Source organism: Acinetobacter sp. YH12218, from assembly GCF_013417925.1.
Lineage (GTDB): Bacteria > Pseudomonadota > Gammaproteobacteria > Pseudomonadales > Moraxellaceae > Acinetobacter > Acinetobacter amyesii.
Genome location: NZ_VPDB01000031.1, coordinates 13,805 through 28,520, shown reverse-complemented (window position 1 = coordinate 28,520; position 14,716 = coordinate 13,805). Strand labels below are relative to the sequence as shown.

Sequence of the window (14,716 nt, the reverse complement as noted above, 5' to 3'; positions counted from 1 at the left end):
CAATAGTGCTTTTTTTGTATTTTTCTTAAGCAAATTCAGCAACTAAGTCGCTTTTTAAGCGATAAAAATCCACCAATCTGTCATTTTTTTGCTTCATCAACATGTGTTGCAATAGCTGAGTAAACCCTTGATATTGCAGTGGCAGATCAAGCTTTAAGCGTTGGCAATGTAAATAGGCCCAATCTTCATAGTTTTTCGCCTCTAAACGCTGTGATGTCAGCCATTCCAAAAAAATAATCCCCAGCGCATAGATATCACTGTGCAAAGATTTCGCTTGTCCATGGAAAAGTTCTGGAGCCATATAACGTGGTGTCGCAGTTAAGGCATCTAACTGATCAAATTCTAAAGGTAACGCTTGCTCAAAATCGATGAGTCTGCACTGCCCTTGCCAATTCACAAAATGCTCTTGTTTTAAATCTGCATGTATCCAACCGTGCAAGCTTAATCGTTCAACCACATCGAGTGCTTGCCATAGCACTTGCCTCACCTGCGCAAGGCTCAAATTCGATGCAGGCTGTACGAACCAAGGCTCGGCATTCGGGAGTATTAATAGGCGATCAATAGACTCTTGCTGAATACTGAGATGCGACTGTTTTATCACTTGAAAAGGTAGCGTGATGCTGTTTTGTGTAGACGCTTGACTAAATAGTTGGTACAGCTCAATTTCACGACCAAAACTAGCTACATGTTCAGGACTGCTGTCACTGACTTGCGCCTTGAGCCAATAACGTTGTTGATTGAATTGAAATTGATATAGACGACGCCCAAAAACCAAACTTTTAGATTTGGTTTTTGGCTCATAAATGATTTGCGTTAAATCTGTGGATTTAAACCGCAATAAACTCTGCATGTCGTTGGCTGGGTTCATTTTGATAATTTAATAATTCCAAACAATGCTGAATGGTCTTACCGATACGGGCTTGCGTTTCGATTAATGAAATCTTCGGCCATGTGGCTCTTTCACCTTCACGTTGCAATACCTTAAACAGATAAGGTCGAGGATTTTGCAACATATAACTATAGTGTCTTAAGCCATATTTCCCCACAATATTGACATCACCATAGTAACGCTGATCCATCACGCCATAACCATGATCAAGCAAACGTCTAACAGGTGGAATACTTCCTGCGCGCTCACGGGCAAAATCCATAACCCCTTTACTAATCACCTTACCTTGACGACGAACGATCCGCTCAGGCCAACTCAACATGCTTTTACGAAAGCGTGCAGCATCATCCTGCATAAACGGCACAATATGCGGATTGACCTGACTGGCGATACTATAATTAATATTATATAGACGTGCCATTTTCTCCTGTGGGAAATCACTGCGCACACTACCATCTACCCAACGTGTTGCCGACATATATGGCGTAAATTGCCCGTCATAACGCTTACTGGTCAGTCGTACCGGTGGAAATAGAATGGGCACTGCACATGATGCCAGCACTGCACTCCATACCAACAAATCGGGTGAGGTATAGGCATTCATAATTCTTGCATCTTGTGATGCATCATAAGGCGCAACTGCCACATTGATATGCAGACCAGATTGCTTATAGGCTTCGAAAAAAGTTAAGTCACCTAAGTTTTCAACCAAAAACTTTTTCAGATATTTTACATCCGCCAAGCCGCCATTACCCTGCACTAACTCAGTCAATTTCCGAAAGTGAAATGCCTCACTAAAGAAGTTTTGTCCGTTTAATAAATTGGTAAATTCTGACGGTTTAGATACACCCAACATCCCTGTCATAATGGCGCCAGCACTGGAACCTGACAAAACTTTTGGCATGAGGTCTTGTTCCATCAGCGCTTTACACACACCGGTATGAAACAAGCCTAAAGTTGAACCGCCGGAAAACATCAATACAGGTTGTCCATAGGCTTTTTGGCTTTGTTCAAAGAATTCAATTTTTTGTGCAGCATTGAGACAAACGCATTCTTCGGATGCAATAAAGGCCAAACTTTGACTCACCTCATCAACATAGTCTTCAATAATTTTTTTGGTGCCGACGTAGGCTTCTGTAAACAGCAAGGGATGGGCAATATTGCCCACATCATAAGTTAAACCTTCACTTAAAATGTACATCAAATCTCGAGTACGTTTCTGAGCACGATATCGTCTCAGTAACCCTAAACGATGAGTAATAATTTCTGCATCAAAATACGGTGAACTATTATCGAATTTCCATTCTTGCGCACCCGATTCTTCATCTATTTTAAGTGCGATATCTTTCCATTCTTCATAACATTCAGCACGGTCGAGCTGACGCTTTAATTTTTTTATCCGATATGCCTGATGTGGATTAATACTTTTTGAAAACCCTGTAAACAACATGACTATCCCTCAGCACACTTTAAACTGTTCACTCAGCTAGATTTATAACAACTTTTTGGTTATTCGAATAGCGCTGATCTGCCAGAACAATCATTTAACTTTGACATATTTCAGCAATTATAACTGCATTATTGATGTACACTGCTGTCATATACTAACCAACAACAAGACACGACAAGCTGACTTATCATGGCTACAATTGATTTACCTGACAACATCCTTCAATCGCTATCTACTGTACTCTTACAACTACAGCACAGTTTGCCTGAGCTTAAACAAGCACCCGATTTTTCGAGTATCGCGTTTAAATGGCAAGATAAACAGCTTAAAGCCATTCAACAGCCCAAAGTCATGTATTTAGAAGATTTAAAAGGAATTGAACGTCAAAAAGAAAAAGTGATTCAAAACACTTTACAGTTTTTAAAAGGCTTACCTGCCAATGATGTTTTACTCACTGGCTCTCGTGGTACAGGTAAATCATCCATCGTCCGTGCTCTGCTCACCCATTATGCAGACCAAGGTTTACGTTTAATTGAAATTGAGCGTGATGATCTATCTGATTTACCAGAAATCCAAAATTTAATTAAAAATCGCCCTGAAAAATTTATCGTATATTGTGATGATTTGGCATTCAATGCTGAAGATGAAAACTATCGCAGTTTAAAAAGTGTTTTGGATGGTTCATTACAATCAGGTTCAAGTAATTTTATTATTTATGCTACCAGTAACCGTCGTCATTTATTGCCTGAATTCATGCATGAAAACACACCTGTAACCAAGGTAGATGTGCCTCAATATACTGAGCTCCATCCACAAGAAGCGATTGAAGAAAAAATATCTCTTTCTGACCGCTTTGGGATGTGGCTGTCTTTTTACCCAATGGATCAAAATTTATATCTCGAAATTGTGGAACACTATCTTGCCAAGGCTGATTTAGCCATGACCAGCGAAGTTCGTGCTGAAGCCTTAAGATGGTGTCAGTCTCGTGGGCAGCGTTCAGGCCGTGCTGCTTATCAGTTTTCAAAGCATTGGATTGGGTCTGAAAATCTAAAGGCTTTGGAAAAATAACGTCTACAATATTTTTATGATCTGAAAATATAAGTTCTGCAAAGCCAGTCAGATTATTTCAAAAAAAGCAGCCACATCCTCGTTGGCTGCTTTTAAATGCTAATCTAAGAATTTAGCAAACTCGATTCAAACTCTTGATTAAATCAATTGCTTGAAAATCATTAAGAACACACCGCTTATGGCGCTAAATTGAGTTGAGCGATTCACATATAAGGTTCTGATGCCTAATATTTTGAGTTTATAATTGCGCTATGCTTGTGAAAAACATATATCAATTACACTTATATTTTCCTTTAAATTAACTTTAATCATATTTGTATCTTCAAAAGTTGAATCAAAAATTTGCTTTTCATTTTTTAAGACTTTGAATTTCCCAATTGAGGTTGCTTTTGATACGTCATTTTTCAAGACATCTATTTGAATTTGTTCTTCATTTTCAGATTTTGCTGATACAGTAAATTTCAATGCACTTGTTGGAATACCACGTAAATTAAAATGCTGATTTACAATTTCCTTTAACAATGTCTGACATTCAACAGAGTTCTTAAAAGTACTCTTTAGCTCAGTTGCTGTTTCTTGTTTCGTACTACAAGCAGACAAAGAAATAACCATAAATCCTAGTGCTAATAATTTATTCATCTTTAATTTTTTTAGTTAAGTTTAAAACTTAGCATAACAAAAGACTCAGATAGATGAACATAACATTCACTATAATTTTTTTTCATTTCCCCAAAAAAAAGAGGCTAATTTAGCCTCCTTTTTAACCGATTTTTACGCTTCGTTTGGATTACTTAATTCCGTCATCGGCCAACGCGGTGTAGTCGTAACAGACAAACCATCATGCTGACCCGCTTTAAGACGCTGATAACCAGCAAACGCAATCATTGCACCATTATCTGTACAAAGCGCAGGTTCTGCATAAAACACATTTGCACGGATTTTTGCCAAGTCAGCTTCTAAGCGCTCACGTAAACGTTTGTTCGCACTTACACCACCGGCAATAACTAAACGTTTTAAACCGGTTTGTTTTAAGGCTTTAACTGATTTTTTCACCAATGTATCAACCAACGCTTCTTGGAAAGATGCAGCGATATCCGCCTCACGACCTTCGCCTTCAACTTTTTTCAATTGAACTGAAACGGCAGTTTTTAAACCACTAAATGAAAAATCTAAGCCTTGGTGTAGCATTGGACGTGGAAATTCAAAGGCATTGATGTCGCCATTCATCGCCAATTTCGAAATATTTGGACCACCTGGGTATGGTAGCCCCATCATTTTAGCGACTTTATCGAATGCCTCACCTGCTGCATCATCAATCGACTCACCCAATAATTCATATTGACCGATTCCATAAGCAGCCATCAATTGAGTATGTCCGCCAGAGACTAAAAGTGCCACAAATGGAAATTCTGGTGGAGTTTTAGACAACAAAGGCGCCAACATATGACCTTCCATATGATGCACGCCAATAGCAGGTTTATTCAGTGCAAATGCCAATGTGCGACCAAACAATGCGCCAGTCATTAAGGCACCCATCAAGCCCGGTCCGCGGGTATATGCAATGGCATCAATTTCAGATTTATCTATCTGACTTTCTTCAAGCAATTGTTTTATTAGAGGAATTAACTTGCGCACATGATCACGTGAAGCTAATTCAGGTACCACACCACCATATTCTGCATGCAGTTTGATTTGGCTATACAATACTTGTCCGCGTAATCCTTGCTCACTATCGTAGAGTGCGAGTCCTGTTTCATCACACGAAGTTTCCAAGCCTAAAACGATCATTAAACTGCCTTTTGCCCATTTCAAAATATTGCGAAACCTATTATAGACTTGTGATATGAGATGTAAATGAGTAAAATACTGACCTTCACTTGTGATCAAGGGTAATTCGACCCGAGATCTTATCCATAACTTAATGAGGATTCTTCATGCCACAAGTTAAATTGAAAGAAGGCGAACCAGTAGACGTAGCTATCCGTCGTTTCAAACGTTCATGCGAAAAAGCAGGTGTTCTTGCTGACGTTCGTAAACGTGAATTCTACGAAAAACCAACTCAAGAACGTAAACGTAAAAAAGCTGCTGCTGTTAAACGCTACCAAAAGAAATTGGCTCGCGAATCAGTACGTACTACTCGCCTTTACTAAGATTAATTTGTGATTGATTGACTAACCTGGACAAGATAAATGACTACTTTAAAAAACCAAATAACTGAAGTTTTGAAAGCAACAATGCGTGCTAAAGAAATGGATAAGTTAACGGTAATACGTAGTCTACAGGCAGCAATCAAGCAAATCGAAGTCGATGAGCGCATAGAGCTTGACGATAACCAAGTTCTTGCGGTCATTGAAAAGCAAATCAAACAACGCAAAGAATCGGTTAAAGCCTTTTTAGGTGCAAACCGAGATGATTTAGCTAGTAAGGAACAAGCCGAGATTGAGGTGTTATCTCAATTTCTACCAGAAGCTATGACTGAGGAAGAACTTGATTCCATCATTGCGCAAACGATTACTGCGCAAGAAGCTACTAGCATGAAAGATATGGGTAAGGTGATGAACTCTCTACGTCCGCTCATAGCCGGACGTGCCGATCCTGCACAAGTTTCAGCTAAAATTAAAGCGAAACTCTCTTAATCTTTCATCTATATTGTTTGATTTGGTCTATTTAAGTACGCTGATGACTTAAATAGCCAAATTATCCAAATTCAAAAAAAATTCAAATCCACACATCATTTATTTTTCTTTATCATCTAACGATTTCATACTTACAAATATCTCGCCAACTTCCATCTACTGGATTTTGAATTGCAGCTTGTTCGATTTCAATCAATTTAAAATTTGCTCGTTCACATAGACGTCGTGCTTGCTTGTTTTCTACATCTACAAAAGCGTTTAATTGCTGAAATCCTAGATCATTCAATAATTGATCCACAAATAACTGCAAAGCTTCTGTCATCAAGCCCTGCCCTTTAAATTCAACATTTCCCCAAAATCCAACGGCAGCTTGGTTTTCCATCCAATTGATTTGATGAATATCCATGACACCTAAAAAGTTATGCGACTGTTGCTCACGAATCACATAAACAAAATTTTCCTGATTTAACGCTGCCAACACTCTCGAATCACAAAATGCCAATGAAGCATCTAAATTAGGTTCTTGTAAGGACCAAGCCAAACTTGCAGGAAACATTCGTAAGGTTTCTATACTTTGACAAATAGCCTCATAAAGTGCTTTTGCATCGTGGCGCTGAATCAACTGAAGCGTGATTCTGCCATGACTCATACCAAAATCATCGAGTTTCATTTTTATTCAGTTTCTCGTGATGATTTAAAATGCTTATAAATTTATTTTTAATTTAGGGCACATTGCACATTATATTTTTTTAATAATTGCATCTCTTTTGATGCGATCACCTGCTGAATCACATCCTGCTTATTCATATTACGGTACTCACGATCTAAAAATGCACGATTTTCGTCTGCAGCACGATATAGATCATTTACATAAGTCTGAACAATACCGCAGTATTTCACTTGCTGGTCTGCTTTAAATCCCTGTTGCTGTGGGTCTAACTGACTAAAAAATTGGCGTACATCGGTTTTATATTTTTCGTTAATATCATTCACAGCGATCACATATTGCTCTGCGCTCGCTGCTGCAATATTCGTTGCTAAGCCCAACAGACAGGCCGCTAAAATTATATTTTTCATTTGTAAGTTCTTAATCATAAACATTTTACATCCAGCTAGTTTACACTGATTAATCTAAGCCACTAAAACTACAATTTGCACTTTATAATCGACATAGATAAGTGCATCACAGTTGAAATCTTTATATTTTTAATTTCCGCTCATTTTGCATTTCGTCTACACGCTGCTTGATTTTTGCAGAAAGACTTTTCGAGTCTTTGGCGATGCGCTGCGCCTGTAGCAAAGATTTAATCGCGCGTTCTTCATCCCCGCCCCAATACTCTACTTCAGCTCGATATCGCAGCACATTGACCGAACGGAAGCTTGCATCTTTGTCTGCATCAGCCATTTGCAACATCAGTCGCCAACCACTCAAGTCGCGTGGATTTGCTTGTAAAAATCGCTGTAGAATCAGTTGTGCTTGCGCATATTCTTTGTTTCGAATCAAAGCCTCTGCATATTTATAATTTAAAGCACGATTTTCAGGCATAATGATTGCCGAACTTTTCACAGCGTTCACGGCTTCAGCCGCTTTGTTTTGACCCAACAGCACATCGGTCTGCAAAATAGTAAAAAGTGCATGCGAAGCATTTTGTTTTGCTGCTTCATTTAATAACTTTTGAGCAGCACTAAAGTCACCTTGTTTAATATGCAAGCTCACCAAAGCCAACTCAGCTGCATAATTCTTTTGCGCCACCATCGCATTTAATTGCAATTCAGTCGCCTGACCTGACAGTACTCGACTATACCAGCGCAGAATTTCAAAATCTTGATCAACCAAACTGGTTTTAACTTGAGGCAACTGATTGGCACGTAAGCGCGCTTCGCTCATACGCTCCGTGGTTAAAGGATGCGTCAACCAAAAATCAGGCAGAAAGCTCACTCGACTCGTAGAGCGATGCATCACTTCAAAGAAGTCAGCCATGCTCTGCGGATTGTATCCAGCACGATACATATACTGCATCCCGATACGGTCTGCTTCACGTTCTTGATTGCGGCTATAGGTTAGCTGTTTATCCATCAAAGCGGCTTGTGAACCCATCATTACAGCCGCACCGACATCACCATCTGCCTGTGAGGCCACCAAGGCTCCGACCAAAATACCGGCTAGTGACAATAAACCTTGCCCTTTAAAAGCTTCTTGTGAACGACTGTAATGACGTTGTGAGACATGTGCAATTTCATGCGCCATCACCCCTGCCACTTCATCCATGTTGCGAGCTGAATTAATTAATCCAGCATTTAATGCAAATAAACCTCCCGGCACAGCAAAAGCGTTAATTTGTGGATCATTAATTAATAACAAACCGACCGGTTGGTTGAGTTGGGTTTGGCTCAAAATATGCGTAAAGACAGATAAAAGACGATCTTCCATCCACGGATTTTCAGTCACAGGAAGTTGACGATGCACCTCACGATACACCTTCTCGCCAATGGCACGCTCTTTTTGTTGATCCAACAAGCCGACACCACTACCTATTTCAGGCACAGAAAATTGTGGGGATGAACTAAAATCTACGGACTGCGTCTGCGCCAATGTCGAACAAAGCCCGAGACCACATGCCAGTAAAATCTTTTTCAAAGTCTATTCTCTAAATTTCATATTCGTACTTCATCGAATATAGCATTGAATTTTGGTGAATTATGGAGAAAACTGTTGTGATTGTTTATTCAAATTTTGGATTGACCACATAGCGTGGCGCGCACTCATGTACCAAAACATCCACTAGATTTTGATAAGCCAATTCCGCCATACGTTTACGAGTTGCCGCTGTTGCTGAACCCACATGGGGTAATGTCACGACATTGGCTAATGTAAATAATGGCGATTCTTGAAGTGGCTCTTGCTCATACACATCTAAGCCTGCTGCAAAAATTTGACCACGACTTAATGCATCGATTAAAGCGGCTTCATCAATCACTGAACCGCGTGAAATATTGACCAATACCGCATGCGATTGCATCAAGGCCAACTCACGTTCACCAATTAAAGCTTTCGATTCTGCATTTAAATCCACTGCAACGACCACAAAGTCAGCACGTTGCAACAAATCATCCAAATCACAATATTGCGCTGATAACGATTCAGCCAATTCAATTTTTTCTCGGCGATTATGATAGAGTACATTCATATTAAAGCCGTAGCGAGCACGACGCCCAATCGCTGCGCCAATATGTCCTAAGCCAATAATACCAATAGTTTTAGCAAAGACATCCATACCAAATTGCTCAGGACCCACTGTACGCTTCCACTGCCCTTGTTTGGTCCATTGATCCAATACAGGCACTTTACGTGCTGCACTCATCAACAAAGTAAATGCTAAATCTGCTGTAGTTTCCGTCAATACATGCGGAGTATGGCTCAACCAAATATTTTTTTGATTTAAAAATGCTAAATCATAGTTGTCATAACCGACACTTACACTTGAGATGACTTTTAATTGTGACGTATGCGCTAAATTCGAAGCATTCAACAAACGTCCCGCACCGATCATGGCGTCAGCATCTTTTGAATGCTCAAGAATTTGCTGATTCACATCGCCCAATTTAGGGCTAATTTGGAAAACTTTAAATTGCTGTTCTAAACGTTGAATTATTTCTTGATCTATTTGACTAAAAACCACTACTTTTTTTTGCATAAATTTTCCATTTACGTCATTTAAGTATTTTGTCCTGCCTTGTTTTGCATAAATTGCCATAGGCGTTTTTTCAATAAAGGCTGTTCAATCATTTGCTGTAAAGATGCCAATGGATACACTTTCTCATGATCTAGATGCGGAATATCGCCTAGACAAATGACATTTTTATCCAAGCTCATCGCATCGATAAAGCCCTGCACATAAGATGCTGCACCACGACCATCTTGCAAATTCACCCAACCAAATGGCCACTGTAAGGCAAAAAAATCTGCACTGACTGCGCGCTGAATATTGCTCCACAAAACTTGCTGCTCTGCCGTTAATTCTGTGGCATCAATGACAATGACACAGTGCATTAAACAGATGGCTTCTAAGTTAAACGAAGGGATTTGAACAATTGGACGAACTTCAACAGGCTCAACAACCTTTGGTTCATCTTTAGGTGCTTCTACAGATTGATTTACAACAATATCAACGTTCTTTTTAAGCTCAGTCTGTGATGAAACAGGCGTTGGCTGAGGCTCATTTTTGAGTAGAATTTCAGAGACTATTTCAGGAGCCGCCTGATCTCGCCAAATATTTGAGCTAAATTGCTGACACGGAGCCGCCTGAGGAATCCATATATCAATTCCCATTGCCGCCATTATGCTTCGCTGATGCCCAATCATGCTTTCATTTTCACCTATTCAAGGCTTGTTATTCTAACGGGATTCACTCTGTTTTGCTGAACTTTTATAAATCAATTAGACCACTCTATTTCTCTAATGATTATGTAGACTTGCTCAGACTACTTTTGACTTAAAATTAAACAATTTATTCATAAATCAAGCCGCTATAAATAATTATACGATCATTAAACTATTTTTCTTTTGCATTAGTTCAACTATCTCAGCTGATTCAAATCCAATACGCCAATATAGTAGCTGCAAAACATCCAACTCATCTTGCGTGATAATTCGATCATTCCATAAACATATTTCAGCAACCCCAAGAATGCTTAACCGCTCACGCAGCAGCAGCCCAGAAATATCATTTAGGATTTCAGCCAAATCAATTGGCTCATCAGATATATCGCGATAGAACTCTAGTTCTTCTTTCGTTAAGATTCGATTGAGGATTTTTTCACGCACTTCGAGCTGGTTATCACTGTTAATTTGTTGCACATGCAGCAAGGCATCAATCAAACGCACAATACTGGGTTTTACATCTTCTAAAGACGTAGGCGTATGTGCAGGCAACAGATTTAACTCATATTTGACTGTTTCAAGTAGTAATGCATCGAGTAATCCAATTTCACCATCTTCTTGAATAATCTTGGCCAGCTTGGTTAAGAACTGCCGAGAAATTGTTGCAGGCATGGTGCCAATATTTTTACATGCCTCATGAAAAATTGAGATATGCACACGACCATCAAGATTCAATAAGGCATCCACAATCGCACGACTGACTTCAGCTTCAGTCGGAATAAATTCTCGATACTGACGAATCATTAAAATCGCAACCATCACCTCACGCGAACCGGTTGCAGTTTGCAAGGCACGTTGGATCAATTCAGGCCGCTGCCAATTTTCACGAATCTCGGGGTTCAACGGTTTAATTGCATCTCGTATCGCAAAACTGATCGGTGACAAGCGCAGTAAAGGTAATGGTTGTGGCGAGTTCCATGGAGTTGCAACATCTGGACTGGCTTCTTCTAGTGAACGGAACAAATAAAATAGCGGTTGGTTTCGCAGTTTTTTTAAATTTTCTAGTTGCAGGTCATGAATGAGCGCCGGATTTAATTCAAAAATGCGCTGTTCAATACTTGGGTGAATATTCATCCAGTTTTGCGGACTGAGTGAGTTTGCAAAACACATATGAGAAATCGATTCCGCATATTCACTATGAATTTGCGAACCTGAATGATGCACATAAATCCTTAATAAGGTTTGAATATTGGCATCATTTTGAATCAGACGTTTAGTTTTCTGGTCATTACGATAGGTTCGAGAACCCAAAGAGATATATTTAATAAAGCGGGAAATCAAAACACCTAAACTACCGATCAACCAAATAACTGCGCCAATCGCTACAAAGAGCGTTTCAAACTTATTGTCCCGTGCTTGTCCATTTTTATAGAAACCACGTTTTGCAATTTTACTGCCCCACTGACTAAAGGTCGTCAAACCGCTATATAAGATTTTCAAACGGGTATTTTCAGCAGCTTCCCCCGACAAGATCTTATTAAATTCATGGCTCAGCAAACCATACATTTCCATCTCATCTAGGGTTTGTAAGGCACCCCAGGTTAAAATGATCGATGTATCTCGAGGGCTAAAACCAGCGGTGAGCGCATTCACACCCACTTCATCAGGTAAGACATAAAGTGCAGGAGTATCGATTAGAAAGGTATCTGCCAATTGCTCTGTCATACGCAGTGCAACACTTTCTTCAGGAATACTTTCTATCAGACTGAGACGACGCGCACCTAACTGTTTGGCAAGTGAATAACCACCTAAGCGAAAGGTGTAAAAATCATAGAGAACTGAAACCAACATAATCAGCAGCACAGCTGCCACTAAAAATGGGCTAAGGACATGCCAATAGATAGACTGAGTGGAATCATAATAATCCACAATTAAACCGACAATTACATTAATAATTGCGACGGTCAAAAACACTGCCGCCATACACATGGTGACAGGCCAAAACATATTTTTGTTTTTTATAAAATCATAACCCACACGTCTCAATGTAATACCCTTAAGCTACATTGTCTTTTGTTTGCTCATCATAAATGAAAAAAGCGGGAAATTCCCGCTTTTTCAGTATGTTTTCAGCAGATTATTCTTCGCGAACACCTGTTAAATCCACAGAAGCCGCATCAATGTTGACATCGATATAAGCTGGCTTTTCATTTTTTGCAGAGTCATTACGCTTACGCTCTAATGCTGCTAAATATTCAGCATCAATACCGCCTGCCACATATTTACCATCAAATACCGAGCAATCAAAGTCTTGTAACTCAGGGACTTTCTTGGTACGTACTGCAGATTTCAAATCTTCCAAGTCTTGGAAAATTAGGCGATCAGCACCAATGATTTCACGAATTTCTTCTACACTTCGTTCTGACGCAATCAGTTCAGATTTGGCTGGCATATCGATACCGTAAACGTTTGGATATTTCACCATCGGTGCAGCAGACGCAAAGAAGACTTTTTTCGCACCCGCATCACGCGCCATTTGAATGATTTCGTTACAAGTCGTACCACGAACAATCGAGTCATCGACCAAGAGTACGTTTTTGCCTTGGAACTCTAACTCTACAGGGTTGAGCTTTTGACGCACAGATTTCTTACGAAGTTGCTGACCCGGCATAATGAAGGTACGACCGATATAACGGTTCTTCATGAAGCCTTCACGGAATTTCACACCTAAGGTATTTGCAAGTTCTAGCGCCGAAGTACGTGAAGTATCAGGAATTGGGATCACGACATCGATATCGTGCTCATCGCCCCATTCACGTAGAATTTTCTGAGCAAGTTTTTCGCCCATTTTCAAACGTGCTTTGTAAACTGAAATACCGTCAATGGTTGCATCTGGACGCGCAAAATATACGTATTCAAAGATACAAGGACGATATTCAGGGGCTACTGCACACTGCTTGGTCGACATCACGCCATCAGCAGTAATATAAATTGCTTCACCCGGTGCAATATCGCGCTCAACTTTAAAGCCAAGCGCTGTAATTGCGACAGATTCAGACGCAATGATATATTCCATACCATTTTCAGTTTCACGAGAACCGTAAATTAATGGACGAATACCATTTGGATCACGAAAACCCACAAGGCCTTGACCTGTGATCATAGCAACAACCGCATAACCACCTTTGCAACGTTCATGCACACGTGAAACCACGTGGAATACATCTTCAGCACTTGGTGTAAGTTTTGCGCGTTTTTGCAATTCGTGAGCAAATACGTTTAATAATACTTCTGAGTCTGAATCGGTGTTCATATGACGTAAGTCAGTCTTGAACAAGTCATCATGAATTTCAGCAGCATTGGTTAAGTTACCGTTATGTGCAAGCGTGATGCCATAAGGTGAGTTTACATAGAATGGCTGAGCTTCAGCACTGCTTGAAGAACCAGCAGTTGGGTAACGAACATGGCCAATACCATAATTACCCTGTAATGCACGCATATGACGTGTGTGGAACACATCACGTACCATACCCGTATCTTTGCGCAGGAATAAACGACCATCCTGACAAGTTACGATCCCGGCTGCATCCTGTCCACGATGTTGTAACATCGTTAACGCATCAAACAACATTTGGTTAACAGGTGATTTACCAGCTATACCAACTACTCCACACATAGCAACCTCGCAGACAAGCTAGGGTTAATAAAAAGGATTATTTGTTGACTCACCTGATCCAGAACGTCCGTGCTTGTTCTGCGACTCAGATGGTAGGTCTGAAGATTTCTGAGCATCTTCAGACTGAATATGATGAAGTGCTTGATTTGCAGCATCTTTGGACAATTCGGTTGCCCAAGGCGCATATGGCAATAATGACTGAACCATTTTAGATTGTTTCCAATGTGGTGAACTTTCTACCCAAGGACCTAGCCCCTGCATAGTGATCAGCACCACCAACAATCCTTTTAAGCTTCCGAAAACACCACCTGCCAGTCGATTTAACGGACCAAGCTTTAATGTTTTCAAAATACTGTTCAATAACCATGTCGCGACCCAAGTCATGACTACAATCAACAATACAATAAATGCGAACGCGGCAATCTTCTGTACCACTGGATCTGTACTTAAAGATGTCATCGAAGGTGCAAGGACGGTTGCATACTTTGCCGCAATGACAAGTGCAAGAATCCATCCAATGAAGTTCGCAAAGGCTTTTACAAATCCTTGACGCAAACCGTTAAGCCCTCCAATGAGCAAAATAATCAGTATAAAGATATCAATGGTATTCATGATA

General features: G+C 40.0%; 15 protein-coding genes. 3 read left to right on the top strand and 12 right to left on the bottom strand.

Annotation, left to right across the window (positions count from 1 at the left end):
- Positions 1-25 precede the first annotated feature (25 nt).
- Positions 26-850: a protein kinase gene (locus FTV03_RS10150; RefSeq protein WP_180026843.1), complete on the bottom strand. Its 825-nt coding sequence runs from the start codon at positions 848-850 to the stop codon at positions 26-28.
- Positions 828-2,339, bottom strand: coding sequence for a DUF3336 domain-containing protein (locus tag FTV03_RS10145; RefSeq protein WP_180041334.1), 1,512 nt, complete (start codon positions 2,337-2,339; stop codon positions 828-830). The genes FTV03_RS10150 and FTV03_RS10145 overlap by 23 nt, the downstream gene beginning before the upstream one ends.
- Positions 2,340-2,528: 189 nt before the next feature.
- On the opposite strand from FTV03_RS10145, the gene FTV03_RS10140 reads away from it, so the two are divergent.
- On the top strand, positions 2,529-3,407 hold the full coding sequence (locus tag FTV03_RS10140; protein WP_180041332.1) for an ATP-binding protein: 879 nt from the start codon (positions 2,529-2,531) through the stop codon (positions 3,405-3,407).
- Positions 3,408-3,656: 249 nt separating this feature from the next.
- Here FTV03_RS10140 and FTV03_RS10135 read toward each other — a convergent pair whose 3' ends face one another.
- Both FTV03_RS10135 and tsaD read right to left on the bottom strand, forming a co-directional pair.
- Entirely contained in the window at positions 3,657-4,046 is a 390-nt protein-coding gene (locus FTV03_RS10135; RefSeq protein WP_180010339.1) for a hypothetical protein, read from the bottom strand.
- Between the two features lie 132 nt (positions 4,047-4,178).
- The gene (gene tsaD / locus FTV03_RS10130; protein ID WP_180010338.1) at positions 4,179-5,195 is read right to left on the bottom strand and encodes a tRNA (adenosine(37)-N6)-threonylcarbamoyltransferase complex transferase subunit TsaD; all 1,017 of its coding nucleotides are present in this window, start codon (positions 5,193-5,195) and stop codon (positions 4,179-4,181) included.
- Between the two features lie 146 nt (positions 5,196-5,341).
- On the opposite strand from tsaD, the gene rpsU reads away from it, so the two are divergent.
- A complete protein-coding gene (gene rpsU, locus FTV03_RS10125) occupies positions 5,342-5,557 on the top strand; it encodes a 30S ribosomal protein S21 (RefSeq protein ID WP_001136722.1) in 216 nt (71 codons plus the stop codon).
- 39 nt (positions 5,558-5,596) lie between these two features.
- Positions 5,597-6,043: a GatB/YqeY domain-containing protein gene (locus FTV03_RS10120; protein WP_180010337.1), complete on the top strand. Its 447-nt coding sequence runs from the start codon at positions 5,597-5,599 to the stop codon at positions 6,041-6,043.
- Between the two features lie 112 nt (positions 6,044-6,155).
- Here FTV03_RS10120 and FTV03_RS10115 read toward each other — a convergent pair whose 3' ends face one another.
- The 8 genes from FTV03_RS10115 to FTV03_RS10080 form a co-directional block, all read right to left on the bottom strand.
- Positions 6,156-6,713, bottom strand: coding sequence for a GNAT family N-acetyltransferase (locus FTV03_RS10115; protein WP_180041330.1), 558 nt, complete (start codon positions 6,711-6,713; stop codon positions 6,156-6,158).
- 47 nt (positions 6,714-6,760) lie between these two features.
- Positions 6,761-7,120 carry a hypothetical protein gene (locus FTV03_RS10110; RefSeq protein ID WP_168378953.1) on the bottom strand — a complete coding sequence of 120 codons (360 nt, stop codon included), beginning with the start codon at positions 7,118-7,120 and terminating at the stop codon, positions 6,761-6,763.
- A 121-nt stretch (positions 7,121-7,241) separates the two neighbouring features.
- Positions 7,242-8,681, bottom strand: a complete 1,440-nt coding sequence (locus tag FTV03_RS10105) for a M48 family metalloprotease (RefSeq protein WP_180026850.1) — start codon at positions 8,679-8,681, stop codon at positions 7,242-7,244.
- Between the two features lie 85 nt (positions 8,682-8,766).
- Positions 8,767-9,738 (bottom strand): D-glycerate dehydrogenase, encoded by a 972-nt coding sequence (locus FTV03_RS10100; RefSeq protein ID WP_180041328.1) that lies wholly within the window; start codon positions 9,736-9,738, stop codon positions 8,767-8,769.
- 20 nt (positions 9,739-9,758) lie between these two features.
- The gene (locus tag FTV03_RS10095; protein WP_180041326.1) at positions 9,759-10,406 is read right to left on the bottom strand and encodes a hypothetical protein; all 648 of its coding nucleotides are present in this window, start codon (positions 10,404-10,406) and stop codon (positions 9,759-9,761) included.
- A 174-nt stretch (positions 10,407-10,580) separates the two neighbouring features.
- Complete coding sequence (locus tag FTV03_RS10090; RefSeq protein ID WP_180007308.1) at positions 10,581-12,470, bottom strand: M48 family metalloprotease; 1,890 nt, start codon at positions 12,468-12,470, stop codon at positions 10,581-10,583.
- A gap of 91 nt (positions 12,471-12,561) precedes the next feature.
- A complete protein-coding gene (gene purF / locus FTV03_RS10085; RefSeq protein ID WP_078193623.1) occupies positions 12,562-14,100 on the bottom strand; it encodes an amidophosphoribosyltransferase in 1,539 nt (512 codons plus the stop codon).
- 24 nt (positions 14,101-14,124) lie between these two features.
- Positions 14,125-14,712 (bottom strand): CvpA family protein, encoded by a 588-nt coding sequence (locus FTV03_RS10080; RefSeq protein WP_078188866.1) that lies wholly within the window; start codon positions 14,710-14,712, stop codon positions 14,125-14,127.
- Between the last annotated feature and the right edge of the window lie 4 nt (positions 14,713-14,716).